We start from the raw sequence: 22,698 nt of genomic DNA, 5'->3' as shown, positions 1-22,698 counted from the left end.
TAGATGAAATATTACATTCTTGCAGGAGAGGCATCGGGAGATCTACACGGTTCTAACCTTATTAAAGCATTATTAAATGTAGATAATGATGCTGATATTAGATGTTGGGGTGGCGATTTAATGCAAGACGCTGGTGGTACATTGGTAAAGCACTATAAAGAGCGTGCTTTTATGGGGTTTACTGAGGTTATCATGAACCTGAGTAAAATCTTTAAACTTATATCGTTCTGTAAAAGTGATATTAATAGCTTTAAACCTGATGTTGTTGTTTTTATTGACAATTCTGGATTTAACTTACGCATTGCAAAGTGGGCCAAAGCGCAAGGTTACAGAACCAATTATTACATTTCCCCGCAGGTTTGGGCATCTAGGGCAAGTAGAGTAAAGGCGATTAAGCGTGATATTGACAAGATGTTTGTTATTCTGCCTTTTGTAAAATCCTTTTATAAAAAATATGATTATGATGTTGATTTTGTGGGACATCCCCTTATTGACGCTATAGCAAATAGAACCCCAATTAACGAATTAGAATTCAGGAAAGCCCATAACCTTGAAAACAAACCTATAATTGCTTTACTGCCCGGAAGCAGAAAACAAGAAATCACGAAAATGCTTACCGTGATGCTTAGTTTAATTGATGATTTTTCCGAATATCAGTTCGTAGTTGCAGGTGCACCAAGTCAAGATTTTGAGTTTTACAAAACCTTTATAAACAATAAGAACGTTCATTTTATTCCAAATAAAACCTACGATTTGCTAAGCGTGTCTTACGCTGCTTTAGTAACTTCTGGTACTGCTACTTTAGAAACGGCGCTATTTAAAGTGCCTCAAGTGGTATGTTATAAAGGAAGTGCAATCTCATATCACATTGCTAAACGCATTATTACTTTAAAATTTATTTCTTTAGTGAATTTAGTAATGGATAAAGAAGTGGTTACAGAATTAATTCAAAACGATTTTAATAAAACCCGCTTAAAAGCTGAATTAACTAAAATTCTTGATACTGAAGAACGCCACAACATGTATCTTAATTATTATGAATTGGAACAAAAATTAGGTGGTAAGGGTGCTAGTGAGAAAACCGCAAGATTAATTTATAACCATTTGATGTCTTAATCTTTTATGAAAAACTATCTGTTGTTAGTTATCTTGTTGTTGGGATTGAGCAATTGTAAATCATCAAAACGTCCAAAGGTTGTAACTAAAAAACCAAAGGTTGAAGCACGAAACACTGCTACATCAACTACTACAAATCCTAACATTAAAGAAAACACATCTACATCATCAAAAATTGTAGATTATTCCAAGCAGTTTTTAGGCACGCGCTATAAATGGGGCGGCACTACAAAAAGAGGTATGGACTGTTCTGGATTGGTTTACGAATCTTTTAAAGCCCATCATATATACCTGCCAAGAATTTCTAGGGATATGGCTAAAAAAGGCAAAAAAATTCAGCTTAAAGAAACTTTAAAGGGAGATCTACTCTTTTTTAAAACAGGTAAAAACCGAAGAGGCTCCATTAACCATGTAGGTTTAGTGGTTGAAATAAAAAATAATAACATTTACTTTATTCATGCCACTACTTCAAAAGGTGTTATAATTTCTTCTATTAATGATGACTATTGGAAATCGGCTTTTGTTGAAGTAAGACGTGTTTTATAAGTTCTTTATTATCTTGTAGCAGATGAAACTGCTCAACTTTACCATAATAAAACTTACTTTTTTTTTAGTACTTGGTATTTTACTCGGGTACTATTTTTCAATTGGACTTTATACTTCAATAGTTTTAAATGCACTTTCTATTGCTGTTTTATTTGTTTTATACATCATTCAAAAACAACAATTTACTAAAAATTTATGGTTTGGTCTGGTTGCGTTTTTTTGCATGACCAATGCGGGTGTGCTTAGTGTAAATCTTCATAATGAAGTACATTTTTCAAACCATTATTCAAATCATATTTCTGAAGATACAGTAACTCCAAATACCATATATTTTCAAGTTAGAGAGGTATTAAAATCAGGAAATTATCATGACAAATATATCATCGACATCCTTAAAGTTGACGACAATAAAGCCACAGGAAAAACACTTTTAAATATTCAAAAAGATAGTACGATACATCCATTGGACGTAGATGAGACTTACCTTGTTAGAACCAACTTTAAACACCTTACTGGAGCTTTAAATCCAGGTCAGTTTAACTATAAAGCTTACCTTAAAAAGAAATACATCTTTCATCAGTTATTTATTGACACCTCTTCTCTACTGAAGCTTGGAAACGTTAAAACTACAGTTTTTGGATTAGCAAATACCTTTAGAACACATGTAAATTCTAAGCTAAAACCATTCAATTTTAAGCCTGATGAATTAGCTATAATTAATGCATTATTACTTGGGCAGCGCCAAGATATTAGTAAGGAAGTTTATACAAATTACACCAATGCTGGTGCGATACATATTTTAGCGGTATCTGGTTTGCACGTTGGTATTATTCTGCTTATCCTGAGCTTTGTGTTGAAACCTCTGGAAAAACTAAAACATGGTAAATTAATTAAGACCATTTTATTAGTTTTAATACTTTGGGGTTTTGCTATTATCGCGGGGTTATCTGCCTCTGTTACAAGAGCCGTTACCATGTTTAGTATTGTTGCTATTGGCATGAATTTAAACCGTCCAACAAATATCTACAACACCCTTACCATCTCCATACTTATCATTCTATTGTTTAAACCTCTTTTTCTGTTTGATGTAGGATTTCAATTGAGCTATATGGCTGTTTTTGCAATTGTTAGCTTAGATCCTGTTCTATATAAACTTTGGCAACCCAAAAACTGGTTATTAGATAAATATTGGCATACGCTTACCGTTACGGTTGCTGCACAATTTGGTATTTTACCGCTAAGCTTATACTATTTCCATCAGTTTCCTTTACTATTCTTTGTTTCTAACCTGGTTATTATTCCTTTTTTAGGGCTAATTTTAGGGCTAGGACTTTTAATTATCCTGCTTGCGCTTTTAAATCTACTCCCCCAGGTATTAGCTTCTATTTTTGGTTCTATTATAAGCATAATGAACCGTTTTGTAAGTTGGGTATCCCACCAAGAATCGTTTTTAGTTAAAGATATCTCTTTTAGCTTCTTATATGTTTTGGTGTTTTATGCACTTATCATTACAAGTTTTAGATGGTTTTTCAGGAAGAATCATTCAAACTTAAAATATGCTTTAATAGCTATAATTTTAGTACAAAGTGCTTTTATCTATACCAAATACACTAAACCGGAAAAACAGTTTATTGTATTTCATAAAAGCAGAAACAGTGTGATTGGGCAAGTTTTTAATAACCAGATTAAAGTAAGTCATGATATTGATGGTATTGCACTACCTACACACAAAATAATTGAGGATTTTAAGGTTAAAACGCACATAAAAAATACTGTGTACGACACTATTCCTTCTTTTTTTGTTTTAGGATCGAAAAAGGTTTTGGTTATTGACAGTACTGCAGTATATAAAGTAACAACACTAAAACCTGATTATGTGCTTTTGAGACAATCTCCTAAACTAAATTTAGAACGGCTAATTAATACCTTAAAACCTAAAATGATTATTGCTGATGGTAGTAATTATAAATCTTACTTAGAACGCTGGGAATCTATTTGTAAAAACAAAAAACTCCCTTTTCATCAAACTGGTAAAAAGGGAGCCTATGTTATTAGTTATTAATTCTTAGCCTTCAAATTCTGCTTTAAAAGCTTTGTAATACTCATTAAAATCTTCTTGAGTTTTAATGTCTTTATGATCATCATTTTTAAATAGCTTTAGGTACAACTCTAATTGTTTGGGTTGCTGATACCCTCGTATTGGAGCTATTACATCGGCTTTTTCATCAAAAAACACAATTGTTGGATAAGCACTTATCTGTAAATATCTTGCTAGTTCATGCGCACTATTTCGTGTTTTTGCTCTTGCTTCACTATAGTTAGGGTTAGCAAACGATTTATCCTTGTACTTAACCACATCATTCCCCTCACCATTAAACTTAACGGCATAATAATTCTTATTTACATATGCTACAACATCAGCGTTGTGAAATGTATTTTTATCCAACATTTTACATGGGCCACACCAAACGGTATAAACGTCCATCATAATTTTTTTTGGGGTCTCCTTTTGTAGCTCAATCGCTTCCTCTAGCGTTACCCAATTTATCTCTTGCGCTATTCCAGAAACGGAGGTTAAAAGCGTAATTGCTACTATTAAAACTAAATTTCTCATGCTCAATTTGTTGCAAATGATATACCGAACTTACAAAAAAAGCACCTAAAAAGGTGTTTTTTGATTGTTTTTTAACGCTTTTTTCGATTAACGTACCCCGTGCATTAGTTTTTTTATGATAGGTTGAAATAAAATAGAAATCACTCCAGCGATGATTGATATTATAGTTAATATCCAGAAAAAATAGCTTATTCCATTCTCATCAGCTATCTTATCTACGTTTTCTCCAAAAACCCCTGCACCTTTCATACCAATAGCTATAGCTAAATACCAAACCCCAAACATAAATGCTATCATTCTAGCTGGAACTAATTTACTTACATAAGATAAACCTACTGGAGATATACATAGTTCACCCATGGTATGAAATAGATAAACTAAAACAAGCCAAACCATGCTTACTGATGCTGTTTTAGCGCCAGGCTCTATACCCATAGCTCCAAATGCTACACACGCCATACCTAAACCTAACAATAACATCCCTATACCATATTTCCCATTTGCGGATGGATTATATTTACTTTCCCACCATTTTGAAAATAATGGTGCTAATGTGATAATAAATAGAGAATTTAAAACGCTAAACCATGAGGCTGGTATCTCTAGATTGTCATCATTAAACTGATCAACTAACATCCATATTGCTATTATCCAAACTATAAGGAAACTTATACTTAAAACAATATTTGACAAACTATATTTCCCATAGGTTTGCTTGAACAGCAAATACAAAACCCAAGTTATAATGGATAATGGAACAATAGTCATTAACGAATTCACAATTCTAAAAATAGTAGCAGAAGATCCATCCAAGGTTCTATCTGTATAGTCTTTAGCAAAAATGGTTAATGTACCTGGAGATTGTTCAAAAATAGCCCAAAAAAAGACTGATAATAAAGCAAAGAAAGACACAGCTATTAACCTATCTCTTGTTATATTGGAATACTGGGTAAACCTATAAATCAATAATATAAGAAATAATCCCAGAGCTGTTAATATTGCGATGTTATTACCACTTGAACCTAAAAAATTAAATATATCAAACTTACCACCTGTTATCGTTGCAACTGGAGCATTAATAATCCATAATAACCCGAGGGCTATCATTAAAAATATTAAAATTAATTGCCAAGAAGTAAACGGCACCCTTTTGTCATTATCAAGGGCTTCAATAGAATTTTTGTCATCCTTCTTAGGTTTTAATCCTATAGTACCAAAAATATTTTGAGCAAGCCAAAATTGAATCAAACCAAAGAGCATAAAAATACCTGCCAAACCAAAACCTAAACTCCAACCAACTTTCTCTCCTAAATAACCACAAAGTAGAATTCCTAAAAAAGCTCCAGCATTAACGCCCATATAGAAGATAGTATACGCACCATCTTTTTTTTCAGGCCTGTCTTTATACATTTCAGAAATAATAGAAGTCATATTAGGTTTAAAAAACCCATTTCCAATAACTAAAAGACCTAAACCAAGATATATAGACCAAGAGGTTTCTATTGCCATAGATGCATGTCCCAAAGTCATAAGTAAAGCACCGACAACAACAGCTAATCTAAAACCTATGATTTTATCTGCAAAATAGCCTCCCATCATAGTAGACAAATAGACTAAACCCACATAAGAGCCAAACAAGGCCATAGCATGTTCACGAGGCCAACCCCATCCTTCTTCCATCAATGAAGCTGTTAAAAACAGTACCAATAAAGCTCGCATTCCATAATAAGAGAAGCGTTCCCACATTTCGGTAAAAAACAACACAAATAATCCAGATGGATGTCCTAAAACTGTACTTTTAAAAAATTGATCTGTTGAATTATTGCCCATAATAAATGAATTAAGTTATAATTACTATCTAATGCCCTTCATCAATTTCTTTAATAAAGGAACAAGACAAAGAAGAATAAGTGCACATCCTAAAACTACGTAAACACCCCAATTTAGGTAAACATCAACATAAGGTTGGATTTGTGCCTCCATTGAAGAACCTTCATCTAGATTGCCAATACTAATGAGTTTACCAATTTCTGTAGCCATTTTATTCCCTACAGAATAAGACAAGAACCAAGCACCCATAGTAAAGCCCACAATATCGGCTGGAGAAAGTTTAGTAATCATAGATAAACCAACGGGCGACAAACATAGCTCTCCTAGAGTATGAAACAAATACATAAAAATAATAGCCCAAATTATAATTTTTTGACCTGAGGCAATTGCAGAGGTAGCACCCATAACAATTACCAAAAATCCAATAGCAAGTAGGACCAGTGAGTATACAAATTTCAGTGGTGTACTAGGTTCTTTTTTGAGTTTATTTAACTTCATCCATAACCATGAAAAAACTGGAGCAAACACAATGATAAAAAATGCATTGAGTGCTTGGAATTGAGAAGCTGGTATTTCAGAGTTACCAATAGAACGATCAACAAACCTATCTGTGATTAAAGTAAGTGATCCTCCTGCTTGTTCGAATAAAGCCCAAAACATAGCATGAAATAAGAAGAGTACTAAAACTACTAATAAGCGTGATCCATTTTCATATTTGGTGCTCAAATAGATTAGATAAGCCAGTACCGCAATAGTAATTCCTGTTAAACCAAATTTAAAAACTGCATCATAGCTAAACAGCAAAGCCCACAATGGCACTGCGATAAAACTTAAAAGTATAATCAATTTATTTAAGCTAAAGCCTGCAAATATACTTTCGTTATCATATTTCTTTTGAGGAACAAGCCCTTCATTTCCAAAATGCTTTAAATTCTTCCAAAACACAAATAACCCTAATAGCATCCCTATTCCTGCTAATCCAAATCCCCAGTGCCAACCAACCTCTTCTCCTAGATATCCACATGTTAATGCTGAAAGAAAAGCACCTACGTTTATGCCCATATAAAAAATATTATATGCAGAATCTTTTCTAGAATCATCTTGGTCATAGAATTTACCTAAAAAACTTGATATATTTGGTTTAAAATAGCCAGTACCTACTACAATGAATGATAATGCGACAAAAAAGAACAATTCATTGGTTTCTGCAACGATCCCTTGAGCTGCTAATACTATATGCCCAATACTTATAAGAATACCTCCAAGCAAAATAGCTTTTCTAAACCCTAAATACTTATCAGCCATTATTCCTCCAATTATAGGCCCAAGATATATTGATGCGGTATATGATCCATAAATAGCCAGAGATTTTACATCTGCCTCACCACTGGAAATTTGCTGAAATACAACCTTTACCATATAAAGCGTTAACAATGCTCGCATGCCATAGTAGGAAAAACGCTCCCACATTTCAGCAAAAAAACAGACGAACAGTGCCCTAGGATGAATTTTCCAATTTGCTTTAATTACAAGAGGTATCCAGATTAAACAAAAAAGCCATCCTACAATAATTAATCCTAATACAAAATCCATAAATATCTATTTTAGAGTTTTAAGAAAAATAAAATTTGAAACTACCCCTTAATCTTTGATTCCACCCTATCTTTTGTCTTTTTCTTCTCAATTTTATCCCCAAGGGTCTCATTGATAAAATTTGTCATTTTTTTATACAAATGCAATCGTGTATTTCCGCCGTAAATACCATGATTTTTATCTGGGTACATCGCCCAATCAAATTGTTTATCTGCCTGTATTAAAGCTTCTACCAATCGCATTGTGTTTTGCGCATGTACATTATCATCTGCTGTACCATGTACCAATAAAAAATCGCCTTTAAGTTTAGTAACATGATTAATTGGAGAATTATCATCATAACCACTCGGGTTATTTTGAGGAGTCCCTAAATACCGTTCTGTATAAATTGTATCATAAAAACGCCAACTGGTTACTGGTGCAACTGCAATAGCCATTTTAAATACATCATTCCCCTTAAACAAACAATTACTGCTCATAAACCCACCATAACTCCATCCCCAAATACCTATTCTGGATGCATCAATATATGGCAATTCCCCCAACTGTTTTGCTGTTTGAATTTGGTCTTCAACTTCATACTTACCCAAATCGTTTTGCGTTACTTTTTTAAAAGCTGCGCCTTTAAAACCAGTACCTCTCCCATCTACACAAACTACAACGTATCCTTGTTGTGCTAGCATTTGAAACCAATAATCATTTGCACTGTTCCAACTATTGGAAACCGACTGTGAACCTGGACCCGAATATTGTGTCATAAAAAGAGGATATGCTTTTGAAGCATCAAAATTTGCTGGTTTAAGCATCCACATGTTTAAATCGTTACCGTTTACTTGTATGGTACTAAATTCTTTTTTTGATGTTTTAAAATCTGATAGTTTTTGAACTAGCTTATCATTGTCTTTTATACTCTTGATAAGATTACCAGATGAAGCACTATTTAAAGTATACTCTGGTGGGGTTGTGGCACTTGAAAATGTATTTATAAAATATGAGAAATCTGCACTAAACGCAGCACTATTTGTCCCATTTGTTTTCGTTAATCGTTTTTTATTACGCCCGTTTAATTTAATACTATATACATCTCTATTTATAGATCCGTTTTCGGTAGATTGATAAAAAATACTTTTGCTGCTCTCGTTATAACCATAATAATTAGTAACCTCCCAATTACCCTTGGTTACCTGATTAATTAAAGCTCCATCTTTATCATAATGGTAAATATGGTTGTACCCATCTTTCTCACTGGTCCAAATAAAACTATTGTCGCTTAAAAAAGTTAAGTTATCGGTAATATCTATGTAAGCCCTATCCTTTTCATCAAGTACTATTTTTGATGTGTTTTTTTCTGTATCAACAAACCATAAGTCCAACATGTTTTGTTGACGGTTCATAAATTGAGCACTTAAAATGTTTGTCTCGTTTGTCCATTTAATTCTCGGAATGTAAAAATCAGTATACGCTTTATCAACTTTTACAGCTGTCAACGCTTCATTGTTAATATTATATACATGAAGGGAGACTTCAGAATTTTTCTCTCCTGCTTTAGGATATTTAAACACCTGTTGGGTTTGGTATAAGCCTGTACCATAAATATCCATAGAAAATTCAGGTACATCAGTTTCATCAAAACGTATAAATGCAATTTTACTGCTGTTTTTATTCCAACTAAAAGCACGCACTATTGAAAATTCCTCTTCGTAAACCCAATCGGCAATGCCATTGATAATTTTATTTTTTTCTCCATCAAAAGTAATTTGTTTCGTCTCTTCTGAGATTAAATCTAAAATATACAGATTGTTATTAAACCCATAAGCTAGTTTTGTACCATCGGGAGAAAACGTTGGTTCTTGTATTTTTTCATCTGATACTTTAGTAACACTTTTAGTTTCCACATCATAAACATAATAGTAAGCTAACGAAGACCTTCTGTAAATAGATTCTTCATCTGTTGCCAATAATACTTTTTGTTCGTCTTCACTGAAGGTATAATCAGTAAAATAATTAAGCTCTGGAATATCAGATGAAGACACTAAAGTTTGTACTTTCTTCAGTGTTTTATAGTCATAAATATCAACCGAAGTGGTTCTTGCAGCTCTATCGAAGTTAAAAACCGAATATTGCTGTCCGTTTTTCATAGAATGTAAAACATCTATCTTTTCCGTTCTAAATCCACCACTCCAAATATCTTCTAAAACAATTTCTTTGGTTTGCGCTAAAAGTGAAAGGGAGAGAAACAGAGAAATGCTAAAGGAGAATTTTAAATATTTCATACGTATTTTGCTATCGTTTTTGACAGTTCTTTAACTTCCATTTCAATCTGTTTATTCAAATTAAAATTACAAATTATAGACATTTAGTCTAAAAAACCATCTATTTTATAAAGCGATACCAAGTTTACTAAAAATTATGTAATTAACCACAATTATTAACAGTAAATCGTGCTGTTTGTATACTTGCTCAATTTTCGCATCAAGAGTAGTATCTTTGCACTTTAAATGCGTGCCACTATGAGCAAAACGATTTCTGGTTTTTCTAAACTCTCAAAATCTGAAAAAATTGATTGGATAGTTAATACTTATTTATCCAAAAATGATAAGGCAAAACAAATTTTAACACAATATTGGAATGCTGACAAAAAATTGCAGCAGCTTCATGATGAGTTTATTGAAAACACTATTACCAACTACTACTTGCCTTTAGGGGTAGCTCCAAATTTTTTAATTAACGGAAAAACCTATACCATTCCCATGGCTATTGAGGAAAGTTCTGTTGTGGCTGCCGCTAGTAAAGCTGCAAAATTTTGGTTAGATAAAGGAGGATTTAAAACCAAGGTAATTGCTACTAAAAAAATAGGTCAAGTCCATTTTAAATATAGAGGAGACAACGAGCATTTAACGTCGTACTTTGCCTATGTAAAGCCAAAATTAATTGAAGAGGCAAAACACATTACCGCTAATATGGAAAAACGTGGTGGTGGTATTTTGGATATTGAGTTACGAAACAAAACACAAGATATTGAGGGGTATTACCAATTGCATGTTTCTTTTGAAACCTTAGATGCTATGGGTGCCAACTTCATCAATTCATGTTTAGAGCAGTTTGCGAAAACGTTTAAAAATGAAGCCTTACATTTTGATGGGTTTTCTCAGGACGAAAAGTACATTGATATTGTGATGAGCATTTTATCTAATTATGTCCCTGATTGTTTGGTTAGAGCAGAGGTTAGTTGCCCTGTAGAACAGTTATCTGAAAATACTGGTGTTTCTGGAGCATCTTTTGCCAATAAATTTGTTGAGGCTGTTAGGATTGCTGAGGTGGAGCCATACCGTGCCGTAACTCATAATAAAGGTATAATGAATGGTATAGACGCTGTTATCTTGGCTACTGGTAACGATTTTAGAGCTGTTGAAGCAGGTGTACATGCTTTTGCTTCCAGAAATGGTTCATATAGTAGTTTGTCGCATGCTGAAATTAAGGATGGTATTTTTACATTTTGGATGGAAATACCATTAGCACTGGGTACTGTTGGTGGGTTAACTGGTTTACACCCATTAGTAAAACTCGCTCTGGAGTTATTAGACAAACCTTCTGCAAAAGAATTAATGCAAATTGTAGCTGTTGCAGGTTTGGCACAAAACTTTGCGGCATTACGTTCGCTAACTACAACTGGTATTCAACAAGGTCACATGAAAATGCATCTTATGAATATTTTAAACCAATTTGAGGCTACTGACACTGAGAAACAAAAAATAGTGGAGCTTTTTAAAACAAAAACGGTAACTCATAATGCTGTAGTGCAAACCTTGGAAAACCTACGTAATTAATAGTTTAATTTATTGTATTGAAAACATTTAAGAGCAACGGCAAATTATTACTAACGGGAGAATATGTAGTGCTTGATGGTGCTATTTCTCTTGCTATTCCTACTAAATATGGCCAATCACTTAATGTTAAGCCTATTGATTCCAAGCATATTCACTGGAAAAGCTTTGATGAAAAAAATAAGGTATGGTTTGAAGATAAATTTCATTTAAATGATTTAAAATCAAATAAAACTGAGACTAGTACGCCACATTTAAGATTATTACAAATTTTGAATGCAGCTCAACAACTAAACCCAAATTTTCTTGATACTAACACAGGTTTTTCAATTGAAACCTATTTAGATTTTCCAAAAAATTGGGGGCTTGGCACCTCATCAACACTTATAAATAATATTGCTAAATGGGCAAGTATAAACCCGTATAAACTCTTAAAACTAACATTTGGGGGTAGTGGGTACGACATTGCTTGCGCGCAACACAATACTGCGATTACATATCAATTATTAAATGATGATACTCTAAAACAAAATCAGGAAACCAATAGAATAGTGTCATCGGTTGATTTTAATCCTCCTTTTAAAGACCATCTCTATTTTGTCTATCTTAACAAAAAACAAAACAGTCGTGATGGTATTGCGTATTATAAAGCGTTACATCAAAACCTAAGCCATGCTATTTCTGAAATTAATGCTATTACCAAGGCGTTAATTACAAGTGATAACTTTAGTGAATTTCAAAAGTTAATCATAAAGCACGAAAGCATCATTTCAAAGGTTATAAACCAACCCACTATAACATCTAAGTATTTTAATGATTTTAATGGCGCCATGAAGAGTCTTGGTGCGTGGGGCGGCGATTTTATGTTGGTATGCTCTGAAACCAACCCAACATCTTACTTTGTCGAAAAAGGTTTTCACACCATTATACCTTACAATGAGATGATTTTAAAATAAAAAAGCCTCCGATTGGAGGCTTTGTAGTTAGTTTTTTAATTTAGTTTGAGTTATTTTTTATTGAATTTGAAGTTCAACTCTATTATCTTCAATATCTGCTGCATCTTTAAGCGCATTGTATAGCTTAGAGTTAACAACACTTGCCTTTTGCGTTTCTACTCTATTGGCGAACGACTGATAGTTATCTAATGCCACTGCTGGTGTTTTCTTGGTAACTTTTACCATATACACACCTCTTTCTCCTGAAACTAATTTTGATGTTTCTCCTTCTTCTAATGCAAATGCTGTACCAACAACCAAAGGTTCTCTACCTGCACCTGAAATAGTAGGGTTCTTCATATTAACTGCCAAAGCAGTTCTAACAGAGGTGTTTTCAGCGGTTGCTACATCTTCTAAAGTAGTAGCGGTAACACGTTCTTTTATTATTTCAGCTTTTCGCTCTTTTCTTATTTTAGGTAATACGGTAGCCGATGCGTTTTCAACTGCCATTAAACCTTCTTCATGTTTTGCCACTAATTGTGCAATAACGTACCCGCCTCCAGAAATAGTAAAACGTTTTATGTCTCCTTCTTTGGTCTCGTCCTCAAATGCCCAACGCACTATTGGTCTCTGATTTCCTACACCTGGGATATTTTCATCTAAAGCTTTTATACCATTTACAGGACGCACCGTATAGTTCTTCTCTTTTGCAATAGCTTCAAATTCACCCTCTTTTGCTTTCATTTCAAAATTAGAGGCATCCCTAAAAATAGCGTTTACTGTTGCTTCAGAAGGTTCTATTTTCTTAGCTATGGTACCTACTTTAACGGCTTTCTTTTTATCCTTTAACCCTTCTATTTCTACAATATGAAATCCAAAAATCGTTTTTACGATATCTATATCCCCAACACGGCCGTTAAACTCAAAATCATTGAATTCTGGAACCATAGTACCATAGGCATGCCAATCGTAACGTCCCTCGTTAGCTACACTTCCTTGATCTGAAGAAAACTCCTTAACAAACTCAGGGAATTTAGATTTGTTTCTTTTTAAAATTGCCAATAAACTGTCTGCAGTAGCTTTAGCTTCTTCTTCGGTTTGTGTTGCTGGTGTACCTGAACTTTGCGACCCAATAAAAGGAATTAAAATATGTCTCACTTTAGCAGAATCTGGAATATTCTTTGTTTCGATAAGCTTTGTTAGCTTAAAAGCGTTCCCATCTCTGTAAGGCCCATAGGTCTCTCCTACGTTTAGGTTATAGATGCTATCTGCAACTTGAACTGGTAAACTTGATTTGAACACAAAACGATCATCAAACTTTTCATCTGATGCTGCTATTAAATTAATATATTCTTCATTGTTTTCTACAGTTGAAAACGCATCGATAGGATCTGTTCTTCCATCTTTATCCTTAATTCTTCCTGTAATAAATACCTTAAGGTCTTCTTGTATGGCATTTTCATCAGCTACTGTCGCGGTTTCCTTAAACTCAACAAACTTGATATCTCTTGAAGCATCAACCTCAAATTGACTTTTATGTTCCTTTATGTACGCTTCAATATCAGACTTGGTTACTTTAATTGTACTATCTGCTATTTTAGTGTAAGGTATTTGTACAAATTTAATATCTACTTTATTTCCTTCCAGTTGGTGTTCAAGCTCTCCTTCTGCTAATGTACCAACTAATCCAGCTTTTACAAGGTTAAAGTAGTTTTGTTGTAATGCATTGGATGCTACCCTTTTTTCATAATCTATCCAACCTTGGTATTGGGCTTCTGATGTGTTTTTTAAGTTAGCAATATATTCGTTTAATTTACCTTCATCAAACAGTCCTGCTTCATTAGAAAACTGTTGATTTCCAGTCAATGCTGTTTTTAATAAATCTTTCATCTGGTCTTTCTCTATGGAAATACCTAATTTTTCATATTGCGTAGACAATACAGCTTCTCTTACTTCTTGGTTCCAAACACGATTTATTACTTGGGTGTTTGTGGCATTTGGTCCCATTTGGCGTTGCATGTTTTCTACCTTTTTAAGGAAATCATCGCGGGTAATATCCTTTCCATTAATGGTAGCCACTGTATTTTGAGATTTCGCCGATAGGGCATCGCTATTTCTAAACAAATCAGCTAATACAAAAGAGAATAGCGCTAATGCTATAATTAGTATTAGAAATAATGAGCGTTGTCTAATTTTATTTAAAACTGCCATATGCTTTATAAATTTTAAATCGTTAAGCTATGTTTAATCACTTTTTTGATAAAAATTTTAATATCAAAATACCAGAATAGCTTGTGTAATTGAGATTTTACAAAAATATTGTGCGCGAAAATACCATTTTCTATCAAATAATAAAAGGAGAAACAAGCAATAATTGCATGTGCTGGCTAATATGCAATATATGTCTAATCTTCGTTTATAAGTTTTACTTCAACCAAATCAATTTTGGTATTGGATACCTCTAAAATTGTAAATTCAAAAGCATCTATTTCTATAACTTCATCCTTTTCGGGAATTCCTTCAGTATGGTATACTATCAATCCTCCTAGGGTTTCGTAATTTTCATCTTCTGGAAGGTTAATTTTATAGGTTTCATTAATATGGTCTACTTCCATTCTTGCTGAAAAACGATAGGTTTCATCATCAATCTTCTGTTCTTCCAACACTACGGTATCATGCTCGTCTTCTATTTCTCCAAATAATTCTTCTACAATATCTTCCACTGTCATAATACCTGATGTGCCTCCATATTCATCTAAAACAACTGCTATACTTTTTCGTTTTTTTGTTAAAATATTTAATACATCGCTCACTAAAACGGTACCTGGAACAAATTCCACAGGCAAGAGTATAGATTTTATAGTTTTTGGCTTCTTAAAAAGCTCAAATGAATGTACATACCCTAAAATATCATCTATGGAATCTTTATATACCAATATTTTAGAACAGCCTGTTTCGGTAAACAAACCGTTTAGGGATTTTACAGTATCATTGATATCAACAGCTATAATTTCTGTTCTGGGCACCATAACTTCCCGAGCTTTTACCTCTGAAAACTCTAGTGCATTCTGAAAAATTTGAATCTCTGAATCTACCTCATCATGTGCTTCAACTGATTCCATTTGTTCGCTAATATAATTTCCCAGTTCTACCTTTGAAAAGGCCATTTGGATATTATCGCCTTCGGTTTTAAAGAAATATTTTAGTACTAAATCTGATATCCAAATCACGAAATCTGAAACCCAGGTAAACAACACATAAAAGATGTAGGCAGGAATCGCTAGAAATTTTATAAGCGTATTGGCATAAATCTGAAAAAATACTTTTGGTAAAAATTCTGCGGTTATCAATATAACAAACGTTGAAATAACAGTTTGGGACAATAAGCTTAAATCCGTTAGTAGGTAATTCGCAAATGCAGACTGTGTTGGCAACATGGATTGAAACCATTTTACCAAAACATCTCCCATAAAAAACCCATAAATTACCAATGCGATGTTGTTCCCAATAAGCATCGTGGTAATAAATTTTGATGGCTTAGCTGTTAAGCGTCTTAAAACCGTGGCAAGCACACCTTCTTGCTTTTTCTCTAACTCTATATGAATTTTATTGGAAGATATGTAGGCAATCTCCATTCCTGAAAAGAAGGCCGAAAGCAATAAAGACACAACAATAATAACAACGTAAAGCGTCATTTACTTGCCTCTGTTTTCAAATTTTTTCATAAACTTTCTTCTAAAGAAGAACATGAAAATTGCAGTAATCCCTAATAAAATAGACGGGTATGCAATTTCGCCATTTGCAGTGTATTTAGAAATAGCATCATAAATAAATAATGCTGCAAAAACTAAGTATACAAATTGGAAGAACTTAGCGTATTTCATAAACGTATTGATAATTATTGTACAAAGATACTTAAAATAGCGGCGCTAATAAGAGAAGAGGAATCCAAAAAAAATTATTCATCAACTGTAATGAGGCCTGTAATCTCTAAAACCTCTGCATTTGTGAATTTTGAATTAGAATCGAAACCATTACCATGTATTAAATCTTGGCCTGTTCTAAAGGTAACTGGGCTATTGGTAAACAACCATTCTTTGCTTTCATCGTAATACAATTGCTCTGCAAATAATGTATCATTGCTATGGGTCGTAATTTTTACATTTCCTTGTAAATCGATGATATTAGTTTTTTTGTAAAAAACAGCATAGTCTGAGATGATCACACTTTTTTTACCGTCTTCAATAACTTCTAGATTAACACCTTCTGTAAACTCATTATAGGGAAATTTCATATTACCATAGTCGTACATTTTGGGGCTTTTCAAAATCGCTTTGATTTTACCTGAATCGGTGTATTTTAAATTAATATTCTCGGCAACACCAATGGGTTCGTTCTCTGAAATCCCTATATTCTGAACATCCTTGAGATTGTTTGTACATGAGATGAGCGTTATAAAAAATAACCCCATTGCAAATACCTGCTTATATGAATACCATGTGACCATTGAGAGGAAACTAAAAATTATCATATGAAAAAAACATAGTCATAGCAATTGCTATGACTATGTTTAATCTCTTGTATGTAAAAGGGCACTCCCGCATTAAATATTTGGTACTTTTACAGAACCTCCAATCCAACAACCAATGGTTATGGTTTGTCCGCTATTACCCTCAGTAAAAATTTCTGATTTTTGAGGTGCCTTTGCTTCATAGTTAGCTGCACTTTGCGATGCCGCTTTACTTAGAGTAGGATCTACACGAGATGCTTTTCTAGCCTCTTGTGCAGCATACCAGTACACTGCTCTTTTATTAAAGTTTGTTGATCCACAATCCTTAGCACTCGCAGCATACATCGCTGCTATAGACAAGTGTGGGCGTCCGTTTGATGGATTGAGTTTTAAAGCATTTCTAAAGTAACTTCTTGCTTGCCCATATCTTCCTTTCTTCTTTAATATCAACCCGATTCTGTTAGCTAATTTTGCTTTTTTAAAGGTATCTTCCTCTAAATCGTAAGCTTCTTTTAGATAGCCTTCAGCCTCTGATGTTTTTCCATTTTTAAGAAGAATGGTAGCTACGAAATATTTTGTATCTGCTGATGGTGCTGTTTCATCATAAGCTTTTACCAGTTTTTCGTATAATGGATCGTCTGTACATTCCTTATAAAACATTCTGCTTACTGCACGTTTTAGCCATATAGCATCGGTAGCATGTGCTTCAAAATCTTTGGTGTATAAAGGAATTAAGTTAGCACAATTTGCACGATCTCCTAATTGTGTATCTACACTACCAGATATTTGATCGAAAGCATTTAAAACCTGACCATAGTACTTTTTATATCTTGCATCTTTAGATGTAAGTGGTGTACCTGCTTCTTCTTTTTCTACAAGTTTATTTAACTTTTGGGAAGCAATTTGAACTTCCTCTTCAATCTTTTCAACTACATCATCGTATTTATTGAATAAGTCCTTTGCTGGCTTTTTACCTGCATCATATAACTTTACCATTAAATAGAAGTATGTGTAAAGACTTTTAGGGTTTTTAAAGGTTTCTTTATCAGCTGTGTAAGCAGCGTCAAAACAATCATACAATTCTTCATCTGTCTTACCTAAAACAGATTTATTATCAAACATTAATTGACAAGCTTTTGCTGCATATTCTCCTTCAGGAGTTTTAGATGCAAAATGGGTCCTTCTATCTTTCCATAACTTTATTAAGTCATTTATATAACCCACTTTTTCATCACCTGAGGTATTATCTAACTTGTAGTCTAAAATTTTCTCTCCATACACGTATATGGCACGGCTAAATTGAGGGGTATTGCTCCATAATTCTGTAAAAGGGGTATAAGCCGCCTCATAATTCTTAGCTTTGGCATATTCTGTCATTATAGACAATTTAGCCATATTCTCTTCTTGCGTCTGTCCATTCACACCGCTTACTCCTAACATTAAGAAAGCGAATAAAAAAGTTAAAAATGTAATTTTTGTTTTCATGATAATCCTGTTACTCTGTTAATCATATTTTCGTTTTTGAAACCATCTATCGTTCAAAGATAAACTAATCTGAAAATTTATAAAGTTCTCTTGAATTAGGTTGTCATTGGTGGTACCTCTTCTTCCAATCTCAAATCCTACATTTGCATTAGAACCAAATTCCCCGACTGGTATACCTACTCCAAAAGATATGCCAAACTCTTTAATTTGTTGTTTGCTTCCGTTATTGAATATAACCAGCCCTGTATCTTCTGATCTAAAACCAGCCCTGTAAACCAGTCGTTTAAAGTAGCCAGAAAAGGCATTGTACTCTGGTATGTAAAAGCCTCCAACAGAATACCGGTAACCATCATCATAGATTGTAGCCCCAGAAGTATAAAATGGATTGTTGAAGTCTCTTAGTTGCTGTGATTCATATTCTGCCCCTACAAACCATTTTCTGGGCTTCCCTACACCTGCTCCAAATGAAAATTTTGAGGGTAATACTAAATCTGTTTCTAATAAGCCTAGGGGCTCAAGATCTACTTGTATGGTATTTAATACTACTTCTTGACCTGAAGTACCAACGTTAACAGTAGAAAGCGCCCTTCTATTTTGAGAAGTGATATTGCTTTCTGGTGTATACGTGAATGCTGTTGTTAGCTCTAATGATTTGTTCAGCTTTGTTTTATAGTACACTCCAAAATCTAAGTTTAAGCCGCTTAAATCAGAACGGTTATTTTCTCTAGATTGGGAAAATAAGGGTACTCCATCATTATCAAAACGAAATTCTATGGCACTATTTTGAATGTTTCCAAAATTGTATTGCGCATTAACACCAACACTTAAATTATCTAATATACTATAACCAAACCCTAAAAAGGCTTTATTTAAACCGCCTTCTCCATTAAATCTACTTGTTGTGAGTCCCTCAGCATTCTCTGTTTCTAGCCTGTAACCTACTGCAGTATAAGGCAACAAGCCTAAGCCTACACCAAACTTTCCAACTGGTAGGTTTAATGCAAAATAATCAAAAGTTGTAGAGGATACATTTGCAGTACCAGAATCGCTTTTTAGGTTTGTAGACGAGTAAGTACCTCCAACGGTATACTTTACAGGTCTGCTTTTATTATTAAACGTTAACAAATTTGGCCCCGTGAATGTAGCTGGATTTCGTAAATTCATGTGGATACTATCCGTGTAGATACTAATCCCTCCCATACTTCTATTTTCTACAGTCCCCCTAAATTTTAAACTACCTATTCCATAAAACGAATAAGGAGAGGCTGTACCCTCTTGGGCATAAGACGAGAAAGTGAAAATAGCAACAAAAACTACTAAAAGTTTTTTTATCATTAGTTTGTATTAAATTCTAATATATAATTTAGCCCTTCCAACAGAAAATTAGAGTTGGCAAATATGCTACTTTTTAATTGTTCTGACAAGAAATTAGCATCTCCTCCTGTTAAAATAACTGTTAAATCTGGATATTTGTCTTTATAGGCACTTATAAAGCCATCTATTTCATTTACAACACCGTTAACTACTCCAGAATGTATGGAGCTGTTTGTTGATGTTCCCAAAAAATGTTTTGGTATTTTAGTTTCTAACAACGGTAAATTTGCCGTTAAATTATTTAACCCTTTATAGCGTATTCGTAATCCTGGAGAAATAGCACCTCCTAAATATTCGTTTTTATCAGTAATAAAATCATACGTTATGCAGGTTCCTGCATCAATAATCAATACATTGTTATCTGGATAGTGGTACACTGATGCACTTACCAAGGCAATTCTATCTATACCAAGGGTTTTAGGAGTATCATAACTGTTTTTAAAGGGAACTTTTGTTTTATGGGTAAGTTCTAACACATTAAAATTTTTACTAATGGCATCTATTTGTTTGCTTTTTAATCGCCCTACTGATGATACAATACCTTGCTTTAGCTCAGGATAACTTTCTTTTAGTTTATTTACTACCTCAACCACTCCTGATAGCTTTGTTGTTTCCCTAAAAACAAGTTTATCTTTTTCAAAACCAGCAAGTTTCACAAAAGTATTCCCAACATCTATAATTAAATTCATCGCCTTAGAAAAACGTAAAACTACAAAACCACATTTACTTAAATCTTAAAAAACTTATAATTGTTGGGATAAAAAATAGCACACTTTTTATTATTTTTATTTTGGTGGATAATAAAATTGAATTTATATTTGCAACCGCTTTGGCGAGGTACCTTAGCTCAGTTGGTAGAGCAAAGGACTGAAAATCCTTGTGTCCCTGGTTCGATTCCTGGAGGTACCACAACAAAATCCCGAAACATTTTTGTTTACGGGATTTTTTGTTTTTAGTAATGAACTTCAATTACAAAACCCAGCTACATAAAATTTCCATGATTAATTCTTAGCTTTGTAATTCTTACCTAAGAAGGTTAATTTAAGACTTAAAATGCCCAAACGCATTACATTAAAACATATTGCCAATACCTTTGGGGTGTCTATCGCCACAGTGTCTAAAGCATTAAGTGATAGCTATGAAATTAGCACCAGTACCAAAGAAAAAATTGTAGCCTATGCCAGGGAGAATAATTATAAGTCTAAAAGCATAGACCTTAGTTTACTGCACAAAAAAACAAAAACCATTGGGGTAATTATTCCCAATATTATGAATAGTTTTTTTGCAAAAGTATTTGTAGGTATTGAGACCAAAGCCACAGAACATGGCTACCATCTTATATCGTGTATCTCTAACGAATCTTATGAAAAAGAAGTAAAAACACTGGAATTATTAAAAAGCGATACTCTTGATGGTATTATTATCTCGTTAGCAGAAGAAACTCAAGTAAAACAACAATATGCCCATTTACAAAATGCGATAAATGAGGGTGTACCTATAGTAATGTTTGATAGAGTTTCTGATACCATTACTTGCGATAAAGTAATTGTTAACGATATGGAAAGTGCTTTTGAAGCTACCGAACACCTTATTAAAACAGGATGTAAGCGTGTAGCCTTAATTTCTGTAATTGACAATTTAAGCGTTGGGAAACTTAGGGTTGAGGGTTATAAAAAAGCTTTAGAAACATCTAACATCCCCATTGAAGAAAAGCTTATTGTGAGGATTGGAAAATTTGAAGATTTTGATACCGCCTTAAAAATTGTGCTCGCCGATAAAACTATTGATGGCTTGTTGTGTTTAGAAGAGAGTGCAGCAGTAAATGCACTGCGTATTGTAAAGCACATGCGTTATAAAATACCAGAGGAAATGGCTATTGCTTGCTTTACAAATGGAAAACTATTACAACATGTAACACCCTCTATTTCTGCCATAAGCCAACATGGTAAATTTATTGGTAAAACGGCTACAGATATTTTAATAGACCGTATTGAAAATGAAGACCAAAACAAACCTTTTGTTACCAAAGTGGTAAAAACTAGCTTAATTGCCAGAGAGAGCACAAAACCACTTTAAAACCTTAGGCTTCAGGATTTTTTTCTCGGATATTCTTATACATCTTAAAACCTAGCATAATTAAGATCCCTAGAACAACAATACCTATAACGCCCCAAATCCAATTAATTGCACTTTTTAGGATGACTAAAAAAATAACTGCAAACAGGATAAAAGTGGCGCCCTCATTCCAAATACGCATATAGCTGGATGATTTTTTTACTTCATCCCTTTGTAATTGTTTATAGTATTGATGCGTTTTTAAGTGATACGCAAATAACAAAACAATAAAACCCAATTTAACTTGCATCCATGGCATGTAAAACAATGTAGGGTTGATATAAAATAGGGTTAAACCAAAAATTAACGCTAGTATCGCTGATGGCCAAGTGATGATAAACCACAAGCGCTTAGCCATGAGTTTTAATTGCTTTCCTAAAATTTCTTTTTCGGGAGATGGCTTATGAAACGCTTCTATTTGGTACACAAAAAGTCGTGGGATATAAAACAAGCCAGCAAACCACGTAATTACAAATATGAGGTGAAATGCTTTTAGGTAGAAATATGTCATTAAAACCTAATTATTAACATTTTTGTAGAAGTCTTTTTATTTTCTAAGATGTGAACACAACGTTTGAGATTTTTTCTAGTGTCTCTTTAACACGCTTCTGATTCTCTACTTTAAACTCTTCCAAATCTTCATCAATACCATTAAATATTTTTTCAGTTATTTCGTCATCTAGAATTTTTACAGTTGCTTCAACCTCTAGTTCTTTAATCAGACTCTCGTAGTATTCTTTGATAGATTTACTCATT

At 33.5% G+C, this 22,698-nt stretch carries 19 protein-coding genes and 1 tRNA gene; 7 read left to right on the top strand and 13 right to left on the bottom strand.

Going from position 1 to position 22,698, the window contains the following annotated elements; translation table 11 throughout:
- The first annotated feature begins 3 nt into the window (after positions 1-3).
- The 3 genes from lpxB to JS605_RS09330 are packed head-to-tail and all read left to right on the top strand — an operon-like array spanning position 4 to position 3,724.
- Positions 4-1,116, top strand: a complete 1,113-nt coding sequence (gene lpxB, locus JS605_RS09340) for a lipid-A-disaccharide synthase (RefSeq protein WP_203257456.1) — start codon at positions 4-6, stop codon at positions 1,114-1,116.
- A 6-nt stretch (positions 1,117-1,122) separates the two neighbouring features.
- Entirely contained in the window at positions 1,123-1,662 is a 540-nt protein-coding gene (locus JS605_RS09335; protein WP_203257455.1) for a C40 family peptidase, read from the top strand.
- A 22-nt stretch (positions 1,663-1,684) separates the two neighbouring features.
- Positions 1,685-3,724: a ComEC/Rec2 family competence protein gene (locus JS605_RS09330; protein ID WP_203257454.1), complete on the top strand. Its 2,040-nt coding sequence runs from the start codon at positions 1,685-1,687 to the stop codon at positions 3,722-3,724.
- Positions 3,725-3,727: 3 nt separating this feature from the next.
- Here JS605_RS09330 and JS605_RS09325 read toward each other — a convergent pair whose 3' ends face one another.
- From JS605_RS09325 to JS605_RS09310, 4 genes are all read right to left on the bottom strand, one after another.
- The gene (locus tag JS605_RS09325; RefSeq protein ID WP_203257453.1) at positions 3,728-4,276 is read right to left on the bottom strand and encodes a thioredoxin family protein; all 549 of its coding nucleotides are present in this window, start codon (positions 4,274-4,276) and stop codon (positions 3,728-3,730) included.
- Positions 4,277-4,363: 87 nt separating this feature from the next.
- On the bottom strand, positions 4,364-6,106 hold the full coding sequence (locus tag JS605_RS09320) for a peptide MFS transporter (protein WP_203257452.1): 1,743 nt from the start codon (positions 6,104-6,106) through the stop codon (positions 4,364-4,366).
- A 24-nt stretch (positions 6,107-6,130) separates the two neighbouring features.
- The gene (locus tag JS605_RS09315; protein ID WP_203257451.1) at positions 6,131-7,699 is read right to left on the bottom strand and encodes a peptide MFS transporter; all 1,569 of its coding nucleotides are present in this window, start codon (positions 7,697-7,699) and stop codon (positions 6,131-6,133) included.
- Positions 7,700-7,740: 41 nt separating this feature from the next.
- A complete protein-coding gene (locus JS605_RS09310; protein ID WP_203257450.1) occupies positions 7,741-9,972 on the bottom strand; it encodes a S9 family peptidase in 2,232 nt (743 codons plus the stop codon).
- Positions 9,973-10,209: 237 nt separating this feature from the next.
- Between JS605_RS09310 and JS605_RS09305 the strand changes: the two genes are divergently transcribed.
- Positions 10,210-11,526: a hydroxymethylglutaryl-CoA reductase, degradative gene (locus JS605_RS09305; RefSeq protein WP_203257449.1), complete on the top strand. Its 1,317-nt coding sequence runs from the start codon at positions 10,210-10,212 to the stop codon at positions 11,524-11,526.
- Positions 11,527-11,543: 17 nt separating this feature from the next.
- Positions 11,544-12,479 (top strand): GYDIA family GHMP kinase, encoded by a 936-nt coding sequence (locus tag JS605_RS09300; protein ID WP_203257448.1) that lies wholly within the window; start codon positions 11,544-11,546, stop codon positions 12,477-12,479.
- 57 nt (positions 12,480-12,536) lie between these two features.
- On the opposite strand, the gene JS605_RS09295 is transcribed toward JS605_RS09300, so the two are convergent.
- The 7 genes from JS605_RS09295 to JS605_RS09265 form a co-directional block, all read right to left on the bottom strand.
- The gene (locus tag JS605_RS09295; RefSeq protein WP_203257447.1) at positions 12,537-14,669 is read right to left on the bottom strand and encodes a peptidylprolyl isomerase; all 2,133 of its coding nucleotides are present in this window, start codon (positions 14,667-14,669) and stop codon (positions 12,537-12,539) included.
- Positions 14,670-14,863: 194 nt separating this feature from the next.
- The gene (locus JS605_RS09290) at positions 14,864-16,153 is read right to left on the bottom strand and encodes a hemolysin family protein (protein ID WP_203257446.1); all 1,290 of its coding nucleotides are present in this window, start codon (positions 16,151-16,153) and stop codon (positions 14,864-14,866) included.
- Entirely contained in the window at positions 16,154-16,342 is a 189-nt protein-coding gene (locus tag JS605_RS09285) for a hypothetical protein (RefSeq protein ID WP_203257445.1), read from the bottom strand.
- 74 nt (positions 16,343-16,416) lie between these two features.
- A complete protein-coding gene (gene lptC, locus JS605_RS09280; protein ID WP_203257444.1) occupies positions 16,417-16,965 on the bottom strand; it encodes an LPS export ABC transporter periplasmic protein LptC in 549 nt (182 codons plus the stop codon).
- 96 nt (positions 16,966-17,061) lie between these two features.
- On the bottom strand, positions 17,062-18,453 hold the full coding sequence (locus JS605_RS09275; protein WP_203257443.1) for a tetratricopeptide repeat protein: 1,392 nt from the start codon (positions 18,451-18,453) through the stop codon (positions 17,062-17,064).
- Positions 18,454-18,471: 18 nt separating this feature from the next.
- Positions 18,472-19,788 carry a hypothetical protein gene (locus JS605_RS09270; RefSeq protein WP_203257442.1) on the bottom strand — a complete coding sequence of 439 codons (1,317 nt, stop codon included), beginning with the start codon at positions 19,786-19,788 and terminating at the stop codon, positions 18,472-18,474.
- Entirely contained in the window at positions 19,788-20,516 is a 729-nt protein-coding gene (locus JS605_RS09265; protein ID WP_203257441.1) for a type III pantothenate kinase, read from the bottom strand. Before JS605_RS09265 ends, JS605_RS09270 begins: the two co-directional genes overlap by 1 nt.
- A 147-nt stretch (positions 20,517-20,663) precedes the next feature.
- Here JS605_RS09265 and JS605_RS09260 point away from each other — a divergent pair.
- Both JS605_RS09260 and JS605_RS09255 read left to right on the top strand, forming a co-directional pair.
- Positions 20,664-20,736: transfer RNA gene (locus JS605_RS09260), tRNA-Phe, on the top strand.
- Positions 20,737-20,880: 144 nt separating this feature from the next.
- Positions 20,881-21,903 (top strand): LacI family DNA-binding transcriptional regulator, encoded by a 1,023-nt coding sequence (locus JS605_RS09255; protein WP_203257440.1) that lies wholly within the window; start codon positions 20,881-20,883, stop codon positions 21,901-21,903.
- Positions 21,904-21,907: 4 nt separating this feature from the next.
- Here JS605_RS09255 and JS605_RS09250 read toward each other — a convergent pair whose 3' ends face one another.
- Together JS605_RS09250 and JS605_RS09245 are read right to left on the bottom strand one after the other, a co-directional pair.
- The gene (locus JS605_RS09250; protein WP_203257439.1) at positions 21,908-22,453 is read right to left on the bottom strand and encodes a CopD family protein; all 546 of its coding nucleotides are present in this window, start codon (positions 22,451-22,453) and stop codon (positions 21,908-21,910) included.
- A gap of 43 nt (positions 22,454-22,496) precedes the next feature.
- Entirely contained in the window at positions 22,497-22,697 is a 201-nt protein-coding gene (locus JS605_RS09245) for a hypothetical protein (protein WP_203257438.1), read from the bottom strand.
- Between the last annotated feature and the right edge of the window lies 1 nt (position 22,698).

It is taken from the genome of Hyunsoonleella ulvae, from assembly GCF_016827605.1.
Taxonomy (GTDB): domain Bacteria; phylum Bacteroidota; class Bacteroidia; order Flavobacteriales; family Flavobacteriaceae; genus Jejuia; species Jejuia ulvae.
Note: the sequence above shows the minus strand (reverse complement) of the source record. Positions and strands in the feature narration are given on the sequence as shown.

Bases quoted from the DNA above. Each gene is read 5' to 3' on its own strand.
- lpxB (WP_203257456.1), top strand. From the start codon at position 4: ATGAAATATTACATTCTTGCAGGAGAGGCATCGGGAGATCTACACGGT.
- JS605_RS09335 (WP_203257455.1), top strand. From the start codon at position 1,123: ATGAAAAACTATCTGTTGTTAGTTATCTTGTTGTTGGGATTGAGCAAT.
- JS605_RS09330 (WP_203257454.1), top strand. From the start codon at position 1,685: ATGAAACTGCTCAACTTTACCATAATAAAACTTACTTTTTTTTTAGTA.
- JS605_RS09325 (WP_203257453.1), bottom strand. From the start codon at position 4,276: ATGAGAAATTTAGTTTTAATAGTAGCAATTACGCTTTTAACCTCCGTT.
- JS605_RS09320 (WP_203257452.1), bottom strand. From the start codon at position 6,106: ATGGGCAATAATTCAACAGATCAATTTTTTAAAAGTACAGTTTTAGGA.
- JS605_RS09315 (WP_203257451.1), bottom strand. From the start codon at position 7,699: ATGGATTTTGTATTAGGATTAATTATTGTAGGATGGCTTTTTTGTTTA.
- JS605_RS09310 (WP_203257450.1), bottom strand. From the start codon at position 9,972: ATGAAATATTTAAAATTCTCCTTTAGCATTTCTCTGTTTCTCTCCCTT.
- JS605_RS09305 (WP_203257449.1), top strand. From the start codon at position 10,210: ATGAGCAAAACGATTTCTGGTTTTTCTAAACTCTCAAAATCTGAAAAA.
- JS605_RS09295 (WP_203257447.1), bottom strand. From the start codon at position 14,669: ATGGCAGTTTTAAATAAAATTAGACAACGCTCATTATTTCTAATACTA.
- JS605_RS09290 (WP_203257446.1), bottom strand. From the start codon at position 16,153: ATGACGCTTTACGTTGTTATTATTGTTGTGTCTTTATTGCTTTCGGCC.
- JS605_RS09285 (WP_203257445.1), bottom strand. From the start codon at position 16,342: ATGAAATACGCTAAGTTCTTCCAATTTGTATACTTAGTTTTTGCAGCA.
- lptC (WP_203257444.1), bottom strand. From the start codon at position 16,965: ATGGTCACATGGTATTCATATAAGCAGGTATTTGCAATGGGGTTATTT.
- JS605_RS09275 (WP_203257443.1), bottom strand. From the start codon at position 18,453: ATGAAAACAAAAATTACATTTTTAACTTTTTTATTCGCTTTCTTAATG.
- JS605_RS09270 (WP_203257442.1), bottom strand. From the start codon at position 19,788: ATGATAAAAAAACTTTTAGTAGTTTTTGTTGCTATTTTCACTTTCTCG.
- JS605_RS09265 (WP_203257441.1), bottom strand. From the start codon at position 20,516: ATGAATTTAATTATAGATGTTGGGAATACTTTTGTGAAACTTGCTGGT.
- JS605_RS09255 (WP_203257440.1), top strand. From the start codon at position 20,881: ATGCCCAAACGCATTACATTAAAACATATTGCCAATACCTTTGGGGTG.
- JS605_RS09250 (WP_203257439.1), bottom strand. From the start codon at position 22,453: ATGACATATTTCTACCTAAAAGCATTTCACCTCATATTTGTAATTACG.
- JS605_RS09245 (WP_203257438.1), bottom strand. From the start codon at position 22,697: ATGAGTAAATCTATCAAAGAATACTACGAGAGTCTGATTAAAGAACTA.